Raw genomic sequence first — 17,186 nt, 5'->3', positions numbered from 1 at the left:
CGGGCGGGTTGCCTACACAGAGTTTGAACGTATTGAAAGGACGCGGAATGCAGTTTGCTCGTGATTTGGCCGAAGCGATTGGCAACACCCCTTTGATCCGCCTGAAGAAGGCAAGTGAAGAGACCGGGTGTGAGATTTTGGGCAAAGCCGAATTCATGAACCCGGGTCAGTCGGTCAAAGACCGTGCAGCGCTGTATATTATTCGCGATGCGCTTGCCCGCGGCGATTTGAAACCGGGTGGTACGATTGTCGAGGGTACGGCAGGCAACACCGGTATTGGTCTGGCTTTGGTCGGTGCATCGATGGGCTTCAAGACCGTGATCGTGATCCCGGAAACGCAGAGTCAGGAAAAGAAAGACATGCTGCGTCTGGCCGGGGCAGATCTGGTTCAAGTGCCTGCCGCGCCTTACAAAAACCCAAACAACTATATTCGGTATTCTGGACGTCTGGCGGCGCAGTTGGCCAAGACGGAACCGAATGGCGCGATCTGGGCCAACCAGTTTGACAATGTCGCTAACCGTCAGGCCCACGTCGAAACAACCGGCCCGGAAATCTGGAAACAGACAGACGGCAAAGTTGACGGTTTTGTGTGTGCCATCGGATCAGGTGGAACTTTGGCGGGCGTAGGCGACGCGTTGCAGCCCAAGGGCGTGAAAGTTGCGCTGGCGGATCCGGGCGGGTCGGGCATGTTTAAGCTTTACACCGGAGAGGATCACGGCGGAGATTCGATCACAGAAGGCATCGGTCAGGGCCGTATCACGGCCAACCTTGAAGGTTTCACTCCAGATATGTGTTACAAGGTGCCAGATGACGAAGCACTGCCTGTGGTGTTTGATTTGCTTCAGGAAGAAGGTCTGTGTCTGGGCGGCTCGTCCGGCATTAACGTGGCTGGCGCCATGCGCATGGCGCGCGAAATGGGGCCGGGGAACACGATTGTGACCATGCTTTGTGATTATGGTACGCGGTATCAGTCAAAGCTGTTCAACCCGGAATTCCTTCGCGAAAAGGGGCTGCCAACGCCGGAATGGCTTGGCTCGTCAGGACCGACCAGCATCCCGGGTGTTTTTGAAGACGTGTGAGATTTGAATGAGACCAATTCTGCGCCTGATATTAGTACTTGCCACGCTGACGGTCATGTTCAGCAGTCAGGTCTGGGCGCAGGATCAGGTTGTTCCTGATTATGAAGCCTGGAAGACCGTAACTGCCCGCGCCGAAGAGGCGATCGAAAACGATCGCGCATCAGAATCAGCAATGGAAACGTTGCGCAATCAACTGGTGAGTTGGCGTGAGACGTTCGGTGACGAAACTTCGCGATTGCGGATCTCAGTTCAGACTCTGGAAGCGCAATTAAGAGGGTTGGGACCAGAACCCGAAAGCGGTGATCCTGCGGAAGTGGCAGAGCAACGGGACCAACTGACCACTAGTTTGGCAATTGCACGTGCGCCGGTACAAAAGGCTGAGCTGGCCCGGATTGAAGCCGAGGAGCTGATCCGCGCGGTTGACAGCCTGTTGCGCAATCGCCAAGCCAGCTTGTTACTCACCCCGGGACCTGTACCGATTAACCCCTCTACGTGGGGCGATGCGGCCAGCGAAATTGGCAAAACGTTCCGATTGGTCGCAGTCGAGTTTGTCACCGGCTGGGTCCATGAACGACAACGCCAGGAATTGCGGCATTCCTTGCCCAAGATGTTGTTGTTTCTGGCCATCGCCATCGTTCTGATCACCCGTGGTATACGTTGGACCCGCAGTGTTCTGACAACCATCGTCAAAGACGAAATGTCCGCCGGAACGTGGGTTGCGGCGTTTTTCTTATCCTTTGGGCAGGTGATCCTGCCGATGCTGGGTGTCTATGCGCTGACCGAGGCAGTTTATGCCACAGATTTACCCGGATTTAGGGGGGATGCCGCGCTGTCGGTGCTGCCGCTGGTGACGTTTGAGCTTTTGACCGCCAAATGGCTGGGAGAACGGATTTTCTCGCGTCGCGAAACGCCTTTGCTTTCGGTGCATCTGAGCGAGCAGGAAAAACGCGTTGGGCGGTCGACAAGTCTGCTTCTGGGGATCGCACTGGGTGCAAATACCCTGCTGGGAGTTATGGCCCGATATGACAACTGGGCGCCTGAGACGCAGTCCATCGTGTTTTTCATTTTAACGGTTATTGCCGCAATTATGCTGGCGCGGCTGGCATTGCTGATTGGGCGGCACTCGCATGAATTGCGCGAGTTGCAGGATGGCATGCGTTCGCCTATCAGCCAGCTTATTTATGTGATTTCGCGATTCATGCTGGCCACGTCGGGCATTTCCATCATTCTCGGCGCGATAGGCATGACGCGGGGCGCGGCATTTCTGGTCTTCGCCACCAGCAAGACCGTTTTGATGATCGCCTTTCTTTTGGTTCTCCAACGGTTGATCAAAAAGATATTCGCGGCCTTGGCGGGCAAAGGGAACGACGAAGAAGACACTCTTTTGGCGCCGGTGATAATCGGAAGCTTTCTGATTTTATGTTCGCTGCCGATACTTGCGTTAACCTGGGGTGCTCGGGTTTCAGATTTAAACGAGTTCTGGTCACGCATGGCGGCCGGTTTGCGGATCGGGGACACTGTGATTTCGCCTAAAGCGATTGCAGTTTTCTTTCTGGTGTTCTTGTTCGGGTATGGGCTGACCCGGTTGTCCCAAAACGTGATGCGGGTCACGATCCTTCCTAAAACCAAAGTTGACCCGGGTGGCCAAACTGCGATTGTGTCGGGTCTTGGTTATATCGGCATTTTCTTTGCAGCATTGGTTGCAATCAATACAGCCGGGATTGATCTGGGCAATATCGCGTTGTTCGCCGGGGCACTTTCGGTTGGTATTGGTTTTGGTTTGCAGACCGTGGTGTCCAATTTTGTCAGCGGGATCATTTTGCTGATCGAACGACCGGTCTCCGAAGGCGACTGGATCGAAGTTGGCGGCAAAATGGGGTATGTGCGCGACATCTCGGTACGTTCAACGCGGATTGAAACCTTTGACCGGACTGATGTGATCGTTCCGAACTCGGATCTGATTTCTGGTACTGTGACCAATTTCACCCGCGGCAACACGGTTGGGCGTGTGATTGTTCCGGTTGGCGTGGCTTACGGGACGGACACAAAGTGGGTCGAAGGTATCTTGCGCGAGATCGCCGAGGCACATCCAATGGTTCTGGCAAACCCGGCGCCTAGTGTGGTGTTTCAGGGCTTTGGCGCTGACTCGCTTGATTTTGAGATCAGGGCGATCTTGCGGGACGTGAATTGGTCATTGTCTGTAAAGTCAGACATGAACCATGAAATCGCACGCCGCTTTGGCGAAGAAAACATCGAAATTCCGTATGCGCAGCGCGATATCTGGTTGCGCAATCCAGAGGCTTTAACGAGCGCATCAGGGCCGGGCGCCTCATCGGGCGAAACTGGCGCCTTGAGTGACACTATGAAGCCGGGAGAAATGGACTTGGTCAAAGATAATGATGGCGAAGGGGAGGACCGATGAGTACAGAACTGCTTTTTCGCGATGACGCTTACCTTCGTACGGCTGAAGCAAAGGTGATTGCACACACACCCGAAGGTGGCGTGGTGCTGGACCGTAGTGTGTTTTACCCAACAGGTGGCGGCCAACCGGGTGATAGCGGTAACCTGACCTGGAACGATGGTTCATTGAGCGTGGCGACGACAGTCAAAGCGGACGGGCAGGGGATCGCACTGGTGCCTGCCGAAGCCTGTGCATTGCCGCCTGTGGGCACCTTTGTTCAACAAAAGCTGGACTGGGGGCGACGGTATAAGATGATGCGGGTTCACACGGCGCTGCATTTGTTGTCGGTTATCATTCCGTTGCCAGTGACCGGCGGCGCAATCACATCTGAAAAGGGTCGTTTGGATTTCGACATGCCCGAAGCGCCGGGTGACAAAGAGGCTTTGAATGTGGCGCTGAACGATCTGATCGAACAGGATTTGGAAGTTACCGAAAGCTGGATCAGTGATCAGGAACTGGCCGCCAACCCCGGTTTGGTGAAAACAATGTCCGTCAAACCGCCTGCGGGAACGGGTAAGGTGCGTCTGGTGCGCATTGGGTCTGAGGATACGCAAATTGACCTGCAGCCCTGTGGCGGTACCCATGTGGCGCGTACGTCAGAGATTGGCCGTGTTCGCATTGGTAAGGTCGAGAAAAAGGGGCGTCAGAACCGCCGCGTGAATTTGCTGATCGACGACTGATCTATATTATCGCCAATTGGTGTTTTTGTGACTTGCGCGCCTGTTCCATTTGACGGTAAACACCGCGGCACGGAGAGGTGGCCGAGTGGTCGAAGGCGCACGCCTGGAAAGTGTGTAGGCGGGAGACCGTCTCCAGGGTTCGAATCCCTGTCTCTCCGCCACCGACCCCGGTCTGTGTTTTCCCTGTAGAAATTGCTGCGATTAGTGCCGGGATTTCCGTCGGTTACGCGGCGCGTTTTTTGGCTGAGACTCACCGTGGGCGCGTAATTCCCAGCATTATCCCAGCCGTCTCAGTTGGCCAATTTCGTCGGTGAGGTTTGCCATGGGATTTCCCTGATACAGGGCGATTTACAGGGAAATTTGATGGAAAGTGGAAGTTTTGCGAGAGTTCACTCTGTTTTCCTGCACTTAAAACAAGAGCTTACGAGTGATTTCCCTAAGCGACTTAACAGGGAATTTCATTTCAGGAACAGGGAATTTTCAGGGGATGAACAGGGAAACTTCGCAAAGAACAGGGATCAGCCGTTTTGGTCGAATCCCAAGAGGCGTTCCTGAGCGTGCCAATCCATTGGCAGCTTTGAGCGCGCGATGGTTTCCAGTGTCAGTGCAACCGGTTGGCTGCCATCCATAATGGCGCTCTGAATCCTTGGCGACAAAAACGCCATGGCAATGATGCGCGTGACGTAGCTTTCTGAGACGGATTTTCTGGTTGAGATCTGCTTGACTGAGAGTCCGGCCTTCATCTGTCCAACCCAGGAATGAGCGTTCTTTAGCGCCCTGATCAGCGTTTGATCCGGATCGGCGGTTTGCTCAGCTGCAATGATCTTCATTTCCGCACCGCGCCGACGGCATGTAAAGGAGGTGTCGATGTCGAGGAGGTCTGGGGAAAGAGTGGCCCTGTCGGTGTTCAGGGCTTGCGCTAGAGTTTCCGGGAATAACCTGATCTGCAGCCTGCCGGTTTGAAGTGTCCCGGAGGGCGGTGTCAGAGGAATCTCGGTTGTGAAGGGCAGGGCGGCGATCTAGCTTCTGCTCATGACAAAACGCTCGCCTTTTCGCTATTTTAAAACCAGCCCTGAGATTATCCGCCTTGCGGTGATGATGTATGTCCGGTTTCCGCTTTCGCTTCGGAATGTCGAAGACTTGCTGCATGAACGCGGCATCGACGTGAGCCTCGAAACAATCCGGTTTTGGTGGAACAGGTTTGGCCCGTTGTTTGCATCCGAAATCAAGAAAAGGCGGATTCAGCAGCTTCGATCATACTCCAATTGGAGATGGCATTTGGACGAGGTTTTCGTGAAGGTCAACGGTGAACGACATTACCTTTGGCGCCATGCTTTCGTTTTCAACCACTTCAATCCGGAGCGCGGCCTTTCGAAGAGATGCCATTTCAAGCTGAACCGCACCGGTGCTCTCGCTGAGTGGCGTGGTCTTTGCGCGGCATAAAGGACAGCCTTACTGGCCTAGTAGAGACTGGTTCGAACTTGTCTGAAAGCACCATCATAGGCTGTGATGGGCGGAGAGCCGAAATTCGCTGCAAGATGCGTCAATGTCTGCGTTTCCGGAAAAAGTTACGAGTGAACGCGACACCTGATCATAGTGCCTTTGAGTGTGTCCCCAATATGTTCCGATTTGCGCCGCCCGATCATCTTGTTCATTCACATCAAATAAAATTCTTGAAAAATCGGAATGATTTTTGGAGTTTGGGAGTGCAGAAGTTTGAACTGCTGTGACGGCAAAGCCTCGAAATAAGAAAGCGAAGCGAAAACGCCGCCGACAAACAACTTCCTTTATATAGCGAGACGCGCCCATGGATAGATCGACGGAAGACCTCAGCAAGGCCTTAACTGATGCCTTCACAGATTCCCTCATACGTTTCGCTTTAATCGCCTTTGTGCTTTTGGTGTGTACGTGGGTTTTTGCGCCCTTTTTGCCAATTATGCTTTGGGGGATTGTGCTTGCGGTCGCGCTCTACCCGGCCCACACAGCCCTCAAGAAAAGGTTTGGCTGGTCGTCTGGGCGCACGGCCACTGTGATCGTTTTGATCGGCATCGCCCTCATCGGTGTCCCGACCTGGTCAATCGGCAACGCATTTGCGGTTAGAACATTCGAGGCCTATTCGGCATACGAGGCGGGAACTCTTTCCGTACCTGCGGCCAACCCGTCCGTTGCCGAATGGCCGCTCATTGGTGAAGATTTGCACGCCGCGTGGGTCGCCGCCGCCACCGATCTTCCTAATTTTCTGGAAACAAAACAGCCTCAACTGAGCAAATTTGCCTCTTGGGTGCTCTCCATGGCATCCAGCACTGCGGGCAGTGTCTTTCAGCTAATAGGTGCGTTGATCATTGCCGGTATCATGTTGGCGTGGGCTGAAGCCGGCACAAAATCGATCCGGCGCATTCTGATAGGCTTGTCCGATGCCAAACTCGGCCCGGAGTTACATGACCTCGCTACCAAAACCATTCGCCAGGTTGCAATTGGGATCATCGGCATCGCCTTTATCACGGCCATTGTGTTTGGCATCGTCATGTTCATTGCCGGCGTGCCTGCAGCGCCGCTCCTGACTATCGTGGCATTGATGTTGGCCATTATGCAGGTTCCGGTTACTTTGGTCGCGATTGTTGCGGCTGGGCTACTTTGGGCCGGAGACAACTCTGTCCCTTGGAATATCACGTTCACAATCCTGTTGATTGCCGCAAGCCTGACCGACAACTTCCTCAAACCAATGGTGTTGGGCCGCGGGCTGGATGTGCCGATGCCGGTTGTGCTTATTGGCGCCATTGGCGGTATGATGGCAGGCGGTATTCTTGGCATGTTCATCGGCGCGGCATTTCTGTCCGCCGGATACCAAGTATTTATGAAATGGGTCGATTCCGAAAACCAAACCGCAGAAACAAAGGTTGCCAATGTCTCAGGAGCAGGCTGACAAATCCACAAATCGCACCACAGCCATCATTTTGGCTGTGTTTGCGCTGCTGGTTGTCTGGTACCTGGTCGCCGATCATGAGACCCCATACACGTCTTCAGGGCGCGTCAAGATGTTCACCGTTCCGGTGGTGTCTGACGTATCAGGATTTGTCGTGAATGTGCCGGCATCACAGAATGCTCTGGTTGAGGCCGGCCAAGCATTGCTACAACTCGAAATCACGCGGTTTGAAACAGCCGTAGACGTGGCCGAAGCCGCTCTGGAGGCAATGTCAGAGGAAACCTGGTTGTGAAGGGTAGGGTGGTTTCGTAGCTTCGCTTGATGACAAAACTCTCTCCTTTTCGCTATTTCAAAACCAGTCCGGAAGTCATCCGTTTGCGGTGATGCTTTTCGTCCGATTTCTACTCTCGCTACGAAACGTCGAAGATCTTCTGCATGAGCGGGGCATTGATGTAAGTCACGAAACTGTGCGGTTTTGGTGGAACAGATTTGGCCCAATGTTTGCCGCAGAAATTCGCAGGAAGCGTGTTACTCGGATGCGATGTTACTCGAAATGCGGTGGCACCTCGACGAGGTTTTCGTGAAGATCAACGGTGATCAGCACTACCATTGGCGCGCTGTGGATCACGAAGGTGAAGTGCTTGAAAGTTACGTCACGAAACGGCGTGATCGAACTGCAGCCCTTAAATTCTTGAAGAAAGCGGTGAAACAATTTGGGCCGCCAGAAGTCATCGTTACCGACAAGTTGCGTTCATATGGAGCCGCGATGAAGGTTATTGGGAATGTGGAGAAGCAAGAAACCGGTCGTTGGAAAAACAATTACGCCGAGAATTCGCACCTACCGTTTCGACGAAGTGAGCGCGCTATGCACCGCTTTCGTAGAATGGGAAGTTTGCAGAAATTCGTCTTCGTCCACGCGTCCATTTTCAATCACTTCAATCAGGAGCGCAGCCTTCCACAAAGATGCCATTTCAAGCTTAACCGTACCGCGGCTCTCGCCGAGTGGCGCGGTCTTTGCGCGGCATAAAGGACAGCCTTACTGGCCTTGAAGAAACTGGTTCGAATTTGTGCTGACAGTACCCGCCCATTACGTCGGCCAGCAGGATCGCAACCAATAGGGACATCCCGGACGGTTTCAGAACACAGGTTCAGCCTGCCGCCAATACCGCCCCCGGTTTCAACGTGACCTGCGCAAGGGCCAATTCCATGGGGTATTCAGAGCGGCAACCCGTTGCTGAAATTTGTACCACGCATATCAGGTGTCTATTGCGTTCACGGGTCAGATGCGGGCGTTTTCAAAGGCCGTCCATGCGGCCTCAAACGCGTCAAAATCAAAGCCATCTTGACGGGCTGGGTCGAGGACAAGGTTTTCGGTGTCCAACAGTTTGAGGATCGCCTTTTCCAGGGTTGGCAGAACATCTGTCGGAATAACCACTGCGCCGTGCCGATCCGCATGGATCAGATCACCGTCGGCAACCTGCATCCCAAAGACAATGACCGTCGTGCCGACTTCTTTTACATGCACAAACCCGTGACTGGGTCCGATTGATCCTGCCACAACGGGAAAGCCATCAGGCAGATCACCAAGATCGCGCATTACCCCGTTGGTTAGCGCACCCGACAGGCCAAATCCTTTATGAACGTTTGTGTTGATCTCGCCCCAATAGGCTCCGATGCAATTGGGGTAATCCATGTCTTCAATCACCGTAACCGCGGGGCGTGGACCCTCAGACATATGGCGGTAATACGCCATCCGGCGGGCTTTGATTTCGTCCGGGGCCTCGGTTGGCGGCGCCACCGCTGCGATCCGAGCGGTCCGGGCGTAGCCCACCATAGCGGGCGCATCAGGGTGAGAGGCCAGCATCGTACCGCGCGTAAACGCATCAAAGCCGCGTTTGCCCTGGGCGACTTCAATCGCGTTGCAAACGGTGGGTGTGTCTACCTTTTTCAGCAGCGTCAAAAGCGAGTCGTTCATTCAGGCCTCCAGCCAGCGGGCAAGTGCCCCATTCGTCTTTTCAGGGCTTTCCAGCACCGGCAAATGCCCTGCACTGTCAATAATTTCCAATGTTGCGTTGCCCAGGCAATCGGCCATCAATTCGTGACGCGATACCGGGCACAACGTGTCGTCCCTCCCGCACAGTACAAGCGCGGGTATACGCGCATTGCGCAAGGTGTCGGTCTGGTCACGCCGATCCATCAGCGCACGCGATTGGTTCAAAAACACATGTGGACCAAGGTCCAAAGCCATATCCATGCAAAGCGCCAGTACCTCATCCCGGTTTGGCCCGTCACTCAGATAGTTCGGCTTCATTTCGTCTCGCATGACTTTGGCAAGGCCTCCTTCACGCACCGATACCATTTGCGGAAAACGGCGCGCTTTCACCTCTTCAGCCTCGGCCAGCGGGTTGGTATCCATCAGGGCAATGCGTTCAACCCGTTCCGGGGCCTGTCGCAGGATTTCCATCGCCACGATCCCGCCCATCGACAGCCCTGCCAAAGCAAACATTTCGGGTGCGTTGCGCAGAGTGTCCGCGGCAATTTCAGCGATGCCGGCATGCTCTGAAATCGGCGCGCAAACAATTGTGCGCCGCCCTGAGAACGCGGCGACCTGCGGCGCAAACAGCCGCGCGTCGCACATCATACCAGGGAGCAAGACAAGCGGTGTCATCAGACCAACGCCGCCCCTTCGGCCAGCGACTTTAGCTTGGCATAGGCAATGTCGGGGTCTACCGCACCAAAGCCTGCGAACGTGCCAAATCCACAATCAGATCCCGCCACCACGCGGTCCGCCCCGACAATACCGACAAACCGCTCAATCCGCTGCGCCACCAGCTCGGGATGCTCGACAAAGTTTGTCGTGGTATCGACCACACCAGGAACAAGGATTTTATCCTCTGGGATGTCAGATTTGCGATCCCGGAACACCGCCCATTCGTGGCCATGGCGTGGATTGGATGTTTCAAACAGGACCGAGGACGCCTTGGTCGACATTAATGTATCAAACATCTTGGACATCGGGATATCGCAGCAATGCGGTCCCTCATAGTTGCCCCAGCAAATGTGAACACGGACCTTTTCGGCGGGCACATCAGACAGCGCGTGGTTCAGCGCCTCGACATGCATATTGGCGACCTTGATGAACTCATCATCCGACAGATCGGTAAACAGCATATGACGCGACAGAGCGAGATCAGGGCAATCCAGTTGCAGGTCCAAACCGGCAGCCACAATTGTCTCATACTCAGCCTTCATCGCATCGGCCAAAGCGGCCAGATAGGCCTCGCGCGATTTATAGTAATCGTTTTGCAAGAACAGCGAGATCACACCCGGGCTGGCCGCATTCATAAACCCGCGCTCGGCACCGTGTTCAGCCATGGCTGCCTTGAGGTTGGCGATGTCTTTTTCCAGCTCGCCCTGTCCTTTGGATTTCACGTCGCCGACGCACATGGGACGCGCGTATTGCGGGGTGCCGCCATCATCAGCGAGGCGCTGCAAAAATCCGGGGAACATCTTGAGATCGGCAGGCGCGTTGCGCGGACTGTCACCGCCAAAACCTGTGTAGCGATCTTTGACATAGGTCGCGTAAGAAATCTTAGACGTCTCACCGTCCGAGACGATGTCGAGGCCCGCCTCGACCTGTTTGCGCACCGTTTCCGATACGGCTGAGGTCATGCAGGCGTCGAAATCTGCTTGACTGAATGAGGTCTCATTTTCGCGTGCGAAAATGAAATCCACCACATCTTGCGTGCGCGGCAAGGAGCCCACATGGGTTGTCTTAATTCGCGTCATCTTGGGCTCCTCCCAGAGTTTAGTTTCCAGACCAAGTCAGTCCGGCCGGATCATCCGTTGTACGAATGCGGTAAAGGCTTGCCTCGCCGGTCATCGACGGAGCAATCGAGTGGGCCTCACCGGGATTGATCAGGCAGGTATCACCAGCGTTCAGCACTTCTTCACCATCTTGCAGGCGCAGTTTCCAGTGCCCTCGCATTGGCATCAGAACGGTTGGTTTGTCGTGGCTGTGCATATCGTCGGCAACCGACCCACGGGTCAGAAAATCAACCTCAAAGCCCGGTTTGTCCTTGAGCACACCATCCTCACCAATCACCTTGGCCGGTTGTTTTGCGGCCAATGCCATCAGGTCCCAATAACGCGCCACATAGTCGCGGATCACACCCTCAACAGGCACCTCCGGGAATGCCTTGAGTTCTTCTTCGGTCAACAGGGGCATCGGCTTGACGCCATCAGGAAGGGTCTCGCCCTTTTTGGTGTCATACAACCGTCCGGTCTCGGCCAATACCAGCCCATGATCTGCCGCGTCTTCAATCACCTGAGGCGCCCATGTCACGCCGCCCCCTGCATCATCACCGCCAAGCACGGCCATGATCATCCCGTAATCTGTGCCGATGTTCTCGAAACCGCGGAAAATCCCGGTAGGAATGTTGAAAATGTCGCCCTCTTCAGCAAAAAATTCCCCAGCTGTGCCGTAACGGCCCCAGAAGAACCGCCAGCGGCCCTTGAGGACGAAAAACACCTCGGCTGTGGTGTGTGTGTGTAGTGAATTTCGGCATTTGGGCGGTTGCCCTGCGGCCCCGATATTAAAGCCGATCTGGTCGGCAATATGTACGTGTTGATCGGGGCTCTCGGAAACGCCACCACCGATAATGGTAAAGTTTTCCTTTTGGTCCGAGCCCGGTGTGTGGGCGTCAATGAACGCCGTCTTACAGGGTTTCAGGTCGCCGTAGCGAACGATGCGATCTTGGATATTCTTCATGTCGTTTTCCTTAGAATTGAGTTTGAATGTGGATCAAACCCAACCTCCGGGTGGGCGGTTGTTAAGCCGCTTCGCGCGCAAGGATGCACGGTAGGTGTGAAACCTGCGCGCGCGCCGACTGGCATCAAGATACGAGGCGTTTGCCAGCACTCATACGTCTCCTGTCTGCATCAGGATTTGCTTCCAGATCGACACATGATCAAACAGTGTCCATTCACGGCGCAGACCATGAGGGCCAAATTCGGCATGGGAAAAGCCCATGACATAGACATCAACCCCCGTTGGCTGACCGAACAAACCCCAACCATCGTGTTTGCCGTGCAGGCTCCAACGAACAGCGGCGCGCGGCGATAGCATCGGATCTTCGCGGCCAATCTGGTGCTCGATCTTGAATTCGGCATTGGGGAAAGACGCCCGCAAACCCATCCACAGTTTCTCGGTATCGGCCCATGAATGCACCGTCGTTGAGGCAGGGTGTTCTGTGTGAACGGCGCGATCGTATTCCGCGCGGATCACTGCAAAGTCCTTGTCCATCATGCGGGTCAGGATGTCAGACATCCGCTGGCCCCACTCGTTGTCGTTACCACGGCTTTTGTAAGGGCCGTCAACGTCCACCGCAGGGCAGAACGGTTTGACACAGTTTTCCGGCCCACCTTCGCGGGCGATCAGATCGCGCGCGAATTTCCTGGGCTTCATTCCCAATTGTTTCACGATGCCTGCCGTGTCCCGGATCAACCATTCATCGTTGATCTGGTCGTTGATCGCCGCGCAATCGGCGATGGCGCGAATGACAAATCGTTTGCCCGTCGCGGGACCAAAATACCCGCCGCCGGTATGGGTACCCATCGTCAATAGGCGATGCGACGACAGGAATCCGTCATCTTCATTGCCCGACCAGATAATATCCTCGCCGGTCAACTCACGATCAGGGAACTCGGCCAAGGTGGCAAGCGTGCTATTCATGGTTTTCTGGTTGCCGATCGACACGCCTTCGGGGAACCGCATGGGGATGTCTTCGGTGTAGTGATGGTTCAGTGTGGCGATGCCGCGATCTTCCCAGATTTCGCGGGTGATCCCGAGGATATAATCGGGAAAATCGGTCCATCGATTTGAAAAGCCCTTCATGTGTTCCACCCTTCTGGAATTCTCGCGGAACCGCGCAGCACCAGAGGCCCGTCGATTGCGATGCGACGTGTTTCAGTGCTGTTGTGTTCGATCTGGTCAAGCAAAATTTCAATCGTGCTGGCGACCATCCGGTTCGCCGGTTGGCGCACTGTGGTCAGATCATAGGCCGGCCAGCCCGAGGCCGGCACATCATCATATCCGACAACCGAAACGTCTTCGGGGACCCGCAGCCCCAGTTCGTATCGCAGGGTGTCCATAACAGCGACAGCCATGTGGTCGTTGGCAACGAACAGCGCTTCGGGCGGATCGGAAGCAAACATCATGCGGGTCGCTTCGGCAGCCTTTTCCATCTTGAATTCGCCGCTTGCGCGGGAGTGCAGTGTGACCCCTGCCTCGGCCAAGGCTGCGATAAATCCGGCTTCACGGTCGCGCTGCGTAGAAGCGCCGTCCCAACCGGCGATGTGGCCGATCTTGCGATGGCCTGCTGCCAATAGGAATTCCGCAATTTTGCGTCCGCCAGCATAATTGTCGGACGTCACTGCAGACATATTCGGATCGTCTTGCGAACGGTTAAAGCACACCATTGGCACACCGGCCACACGGCATCTATCAGCCAATTCCGACGACAAGGCCACCGATGCGGCGATGATGCCATCCACTTGATAATCAAGAATCTCGTCAACCACAGGGTCGATATTACCGGTCGTTTGCTCGGCCATGAAAATGAGCACGTGATAACCGCGTTTTTGCAGCTCGTTAGATAGTTTTTCCAGCGCTTCGGGGTAGAACTGGTTTTCCAGATAGGCCACGACCAATCCGATAATCCGGCTTTTTCCCGACACCATAGCGCGCGCCAGAACATTGGGGCGATAGCCCAGCTCTGCCGCCGCTTTGCGAACCTTTTCGACAGTTTTCTTGGACGCCGACGCGCCAGGCGTGAAGGTGCGCGACACGGCGGACTGGCTGACACCTGCGCGTTCAGCAACCTCAGCAGACGTGATGCGATTTTTGCTCATTCGGCCGTCCATCCGCCATCGATCAAAAGGGATGTTCCGGTCACAAGCGACGACGCTTGCGAAGCCAGATAAACCACAGCGCCCATGATGTCCTCAACCTCGCCGACGCGGCCCAATTTGATCTTGTCCTCAATCCACGCGCGTTTTCCGGGTTGCTCAAACGTCGAACGCGTGAGGTCGGTCAAGATAAACGTGGGACAGATTGTGTTGATCCGAATACCCGCTTTACCCCACTCAATCGCCATGGATTTGGTAAAACCCTCAACCGCGTGTTTGGTCGCACAATAAACCGCACGGTCCGGCCCGCCGACATGCGCCATCTGCGAGGAGATATTCATCAGGCTGCCGGATTTTCCAGCGGCCACCAACCCTTTGGCGATGGCTTGGGTCAGGAAATAGGCACCCTTGACGTTCAGGTCAGACACCGCGTCAAAATCAGTCTCAGTTGTCTCGACAGCCGGGCTGTGGCGCGCCAAACCGGCTGAATTCACAAGGATATCAAACGGACCATTCTCGGCGACAGCTGCCTGTGTGCGCGCCACATCCGATACGTCCAGCGGCAAAGCACGCACCGACATGCCCGCAGCCGTCATCTCTGTCACCAGACCGTCTAGGACATCCACGCGGCGCGCCGCCAACGTCACTTCTGCCCCCGCGTCTCCCAGCGCTGCCGCACAGGCCAATCCAATGCCGGAACTTGCGCCTGCGACCAGCGCGCGCTTTCCATCCAAACGGAACGAAGGGGTTTTAGGTAAAGTCATCAGATAGCTCCAATTGGTGCAGTAACAGACCCGGGTACGCGCGCCTTGTTAAACTCGCGCAGTCGAGCAAACACATCTACGCCCAGCTGTGCGTAAACGTCCAGCAGATCGATCAGAACCCAGTTTTCGCGGATCAGCGCCCCCTCAACACGCCAAAAGTCGAGACTGCGCATAGTGATCTCCTGACCCGAAGGGGCGATCCCCAACCATCCGTCTCCGGTGACGGTCATCTGCATATTCGGCCACCCGGTCGCTATCACATAGGCTCCGTCACCGTAGAAATGGCAGTTGAGCGTGCCGGTTGTGCCGCCGCGGCGATCAGGTAGCGCGTTCAGAAACGGGATTTGGTGCCAATGGCGAAACCCGGCAAGACCGCGCGCGGTTCCGATTCCCGCAGGCCCGTACCAATTGACGCGCGGGTCCCAGTATTTTTCAGCCTGCATTATCTCGGGCCCGCCCTCGGCAGGGTGGCGCGAGAGGTTCGTCAGCATCCCAATCACAATATCCAGACTATGTGCGCTTTGTGCGGGCGTGCGCTCGTCAAAAGATAATCCGTCTTGGGTCGCGGGTCCCGAGATATACACCTCACGCCCAAGGCTTGGCACCATTGGCCAGGCGTTGGCTTGCATCATGAGCTCCGGCAAATCCCAAATCGCCTGCATCTCGACCACAACGCCGTCGGACACGCGGTAGAACTCGTGAAACCGCATATGGGCGAAATGCCCTGTGGGCAGAATATCAAGGAAGGGTTCGGTAAAGGTGCCTACATAATGCCCGGCACATCCGATCCAATCCTCGCCATCGGCATCAGTGCCTGCGCTGACAATCCAGTCGCGGCGTTCCAGATCAGGAAAAGCCTCAAACAGTGGGGCATAAGCAGCGTCATAAAGCGCCTGAGGTCCTGACAAATCACCGAACGGATGGCACAAATGCACGGTCGCATCGGGTGCCATGAACGCGCCAAGTGCCGTCCGCACTGAAGCGGGATCAAAATTCGCCATAGCCGTTCGTAAAGGCACAATAAGCGCCCTTACTATGTCATAGCCAGTCATTACTCGGCGGCCTCACCATAAGGAACGTTTTGTCCACCATAACGGCGCACACGCAGGTTGCATTGCTCGGCATGGCCAACGAACCCTTCGAGCAGGCATAGACGAGACCCATAGGCACCGATCTTGGCGGCAGCTTCATCGGTTGTTACCTTTTGATAGCTGTGCGTTTTCAGGTATTTTCCGACCCATAGACCACCCGTATAGCGGCCCGCCTTTTTGGTCGGCAGGGTGTGGTTGGTGCCGATCACTTTGTCCCCGTTGGCCACATTGGTGCGTGGCCCAAGGAACAGCGCGCCATAGCAGGTCATGTTCTCAAGGAACCAGTCATCACGGTCAGTCATCACCTGCACGTGCTCGCTTGCGATGTCATCGGCAACTTCCAGCATCTCGTCATAGGTGTCGCACAGGATCACCTCGCCGTAATCCTGCCAGCTAACACTAGCAGTGCCAGCGGTCGGTAGAATTTTGAGAATACGGTCAATCTCGACCAACGTCGCCTCGGCCAGCTTGCGCGAATTAGTCAACAGAACCGCGGGTGAGTTATAGCCGTGCTCGGCTTGCCCCAACAGATCGGTTGCGCACATCTCAGCGTCTACCCTTTCATCGGCAATCACCATGGTTTCGGTCGGTCCCGCGAAGAGATCAATACCGACACGGCCAAAGAGCTGACGCTTGGCCTCGGCTACAAAAGCATTGCCGGGGCCAACAAGCAGATGCACGGGCGCAATGGTTTCGGTGCCGATGGCCATAGCGCCCACGGCCTGAATGCCACCCAAAACGTAGATCTCATGCGCGCCACCAAGGTGCATCGCCGCGATCACCGCAGGGTTGGGTTCGCCGTTAAATGGCGGGGTGCAGGCGATGATGCGGGGAACTCCAGCAACCTTAGCCGTGGCAACAGACATATGCGCCGACGCCACCATCGGGAACTTGCCGCCGGGCACATAACACCCCACCGACTGCACGGGGATGTTCTTGTGGCCCAGAATGACACCGGGCATCGTTTCGACTTCGATATCCAACATGCTATCACGCTGGGCTTGGGCAAAGTTCACGACTTGCTCTTGCGCGAACTTGATGTCCTCAAGGTCGCGCGGGCTGACCTTGGCGATCAGCGCATCAATCTCGGCTTGGCTCAAACGATAGCTGTCGCGATCATAGCTGTCGAACTTGTTGGCCAGTTCGCGCACGGCGACATCGCCGCGTGTTTCAATATCCTTGAGCGTCGCTGTTACAACCGCCGCAGTTTTGGCGTCGTCTTCAGCACGGTCTGCTTCGGGCCTGCCGTGTTTGAGGTGGGTTACTGCCATTATTCTTT

The 17,186-nt window shown here is 55.5% G+C and carries 16 protein-coding genes, 1 tRNA gene and 1 pseudogene; 8 read left to right on the top strand and 10 right to left on the bottom strand.

Annotated features, from left to right (window positions below; genetic code table 11):
* The first annotated feature begins 47 nt into the window (after nucleotides 1-47).
* From ABJI08_RS02610 to ABJI08_RS02595, 4 genes are all read left to right on the top strand, one after another.
* Entirely contained in the window at nucleotides 48-1,079 is a 1,032-nt protein-coding gene (locus tag ABJI08_RS02610) for a cysteine synthase A (protein ID WP_348400261.1), read from the top strand.
* Between the two features lie 7 nt (nucleotides 1,080-1,086).
* A complete protein-coding gene (locus ABJI08_RS02605) occupies nucleotides 1,087-3,501 on the top strand; it encodes a DUF3772 domain-containing protein (protein ID WP_348400260.1) in 2,415 nt (804 codons plus the stop codon).
* Nucleotides 3,498-4,220 (top strand): alanyl-tRNA editing protein, encoded by a 723-nt coding sequence (locus ABJI08_RS02600; protein ID WP_348400259.1) that lies wholly within the window; start codon nucleotides 3,498-3,500, stop codon nucleotides 4,218-4,220. Before ABJI08_RS02605 ends, ABJI08_RS02600 begins: the two co-directional genes overlap by 4 nt.
* 71 nt (nucleotides 4,221-4,291) lie before the next feature.
* Nucleotides 4,292-4,381, top strand: a tRNA-Ser gene (locus tag ABJI08_RS02595).
* 357 nt (nucleotides 4,382-4,738) lie between these two features.
* Here ABJI08_RS02595 and ABJI08_RS02590 read toward each other — a convergent pair.
* Entirely contained in the window at nucleotides 4,739-5,050 is a 312-nt protein-coding gene (locus tag ABJI08_RS02590; RefSeq protein ID WP_348400258.1) for a hypothetical protein, read from the bottom strand.
* A 202-nt stretch (nucleotides 5,051-5,252) separates the two neighbouring features.
* Between ABJI08_RS02590 and ABJI08_RS02585 the strand changes: the two genes are divergently transcribed.
* The 4 genes and pseudogenes from ABJI08_RS02585 to ABJI08_RS02570 all read left to right on the top strand — a co-directional run bounded on the left by ABJI08_RS02585 (nucleotide 5,253) and on the right by ABJI08_RS02570 (nucleotide 8,170).
* Complete coding sequence (locus ABJI08_RS02585) at nucleotides 5,253-5,663, top strand: hypothetical protein (RefSeq protein WP_348400257.1); 411 nt, start codon at nucleotides 5,253-5,255, stop codon at nucleotides 5,661-5,663.
* A gap of 364 nt (nucleotides 5,664-6,027) precedes the next feature.
* A complete protein-coding gene (locus ABJI08_RS02580) occupies nucleotides 6,028-7,143 on the top strand; it encodes an AI-2E family transporter (RefSeq protein ID WP_348400256.1) in 1,116 nt (371 codons plus the stop codon).
* Nucleotides 7,124-7,435 carry a biotin/lipoyl-binding protein gene (locus ABJI08_RS02575; protein WP_348400255.1) on the top strand — a complete coding sequence of 104 codons (312 nt, stop codon included), beginning with the start codon at nucleotides 7,124-7,126 and terminating at the stop codon, nucleotides 7,433-7,435. The genes ABJI08_RS02580 and ABJI08_RS02575 overlap by 20 nt, the downstream gene beginning before the upstream one ends.
* 29 nt (nucleotides 7,436-7,464) lie before the next feature.
* Nucleotides 7,465-8,170 (top strand): annotated as a pseudogene (locus ABJI08_RS02570) (IS6 family transposase).
* A gap of 252 nt (nucleotides 8,171-8,422) precedes the next feature.
* Here ABJI08_RS02570 and ABJI08_RS02565 read toward each other — a convergent pair.
* The 9 genes from ABJI08_RS02565 to hisD form a co-directional block, all read right to left on the bottom strand.
* Nucleotides 8,423-9,118, bottom strand: a complete 696-nt coding sequence (locus ABJI08_RS02565; protein WP_348400254.1) for an RraA family protein — start codon at nucleotides 9,116-9,118, stop codon at nucleotides 8,423-8,425.
* Entirely contained in the window at nucleotides 9,119-9,811 is a 693-nt protein-coding gene (locus tag ABJI08_RS02560; protein WP_348400253.1) for an alpha/beta hydrolase, read from the bottom strand.
* On the bottom strand, nucleotides 9,811-10,932 hold the full coding sequence (locus ABJI08_RS02555) for a cobalamin-independent methionine synthase II family protein (protein ID WP_348400252.1): 1,122 nt from the start codon (nucleotides 10,930-10,932) through the stop codon (nucleotides 9,811-9,813). The genes ABJI08_RS02560 and ABJI08_RS02555 overlap by 1 nt, the downstream gene beginning before the upstream one ends.
* 19 nt (nucleotides 10,933-10,951) lie before the next feature.
* Nucleotides 10,952-11,914 carry an AraC family ligand binding domain-containing protein gene (locus tag ABJI08_RS02550; protein WP_348400251.1) on the bottom strand — a complete coding sequence of 321 codons (963 nt, stop codon included), beginning with the start codon at nucleotides 11,912-11,914 and terminating at the stop codon, nucleotides 10,952-10,954.
* Nucleotides 11,915-12,064: 150 nt separating this feature from the next.
* Nucleotides 12,065-13,039, bottom strand: a complete 975-nt coding sequence (locus ABJI08_RS02545; RefSeq protein ID WP_348400250.1) for an ester cyclase — start codon at nucleotides 13,037-13,039, stop codon at nucleotides 12,065-12,067.
* Nucleotides 13,036-14,055, bottom strand: a complete 1,020-nt coding sequence (locus ABJI08_RS02540) for a LacI family DNA-binding transcriptional regulator (RefSeq protein WP_348400249.1) — start codon at nucleotides 14,053-14,055, stop codon at nucleotides 13,036-13,038. Before ABJI08_RS02540 ends, ABJI08_RS02545 begins: the two co-directional genes overlap by 4 nt.
* Entirely contained in the window at nucleotides 14,052-14,816 is a 765-nt protein-coding gene (locus tag ABJI08_RS02535) for an SDR family oxidoreductase (RefSeq protein WP_348400248.1), read from the bottom strand. The genes ABJI08_RS02540 and ABJI08_RS02535 overlap by 4 nt, the downstream gene beginning before the upstream one ends.
* Nucleotides 14,816-15,868 carry an ester cyclase gene (locus tag ABJI08_RS02530; protein ID WP_348400247.1) on the bottom strand — a complete coding sequence of 351 codons (1,053 nt, stop codon included), beginning with the start codon at nucleotides 15,866-15,868 and terminating at the stop codon, nucleotides 14,816-14,818. Before ABJI08_RS02530 ends, ABJI08_RS02535 begins: the two co-directional genes overlap by 1 nt.
* A complete protein-coding gene (hisD, locus tag ABJI08_RS02525; RefSeq protein ID WP_348400246.1) occupies nucleotides 15,868-17,178 on the bottom strand; it encodes a histidinol dehydrogenase in 1,311 nt (436 codons plus the stop codon). Before hisD ends, ABJI08_RS02530 begins: the two co-directional genes overlap by 1 nt.
* Nucleotides 17,179-17,186: the final 8 nt, after the last annotated feature.

Origin of the sequence: Shimia sp., assembly GCF_039969785.1 — a bacterium.
GTDB lineage: Bacteria > Pseudomonadota > Alphaproteobacteria > Rhodobacterales > Rhodobacteraceae > Shimia.
This window is presented reverse-complemented; position numbering and strand designations above follow the sequence as displayed.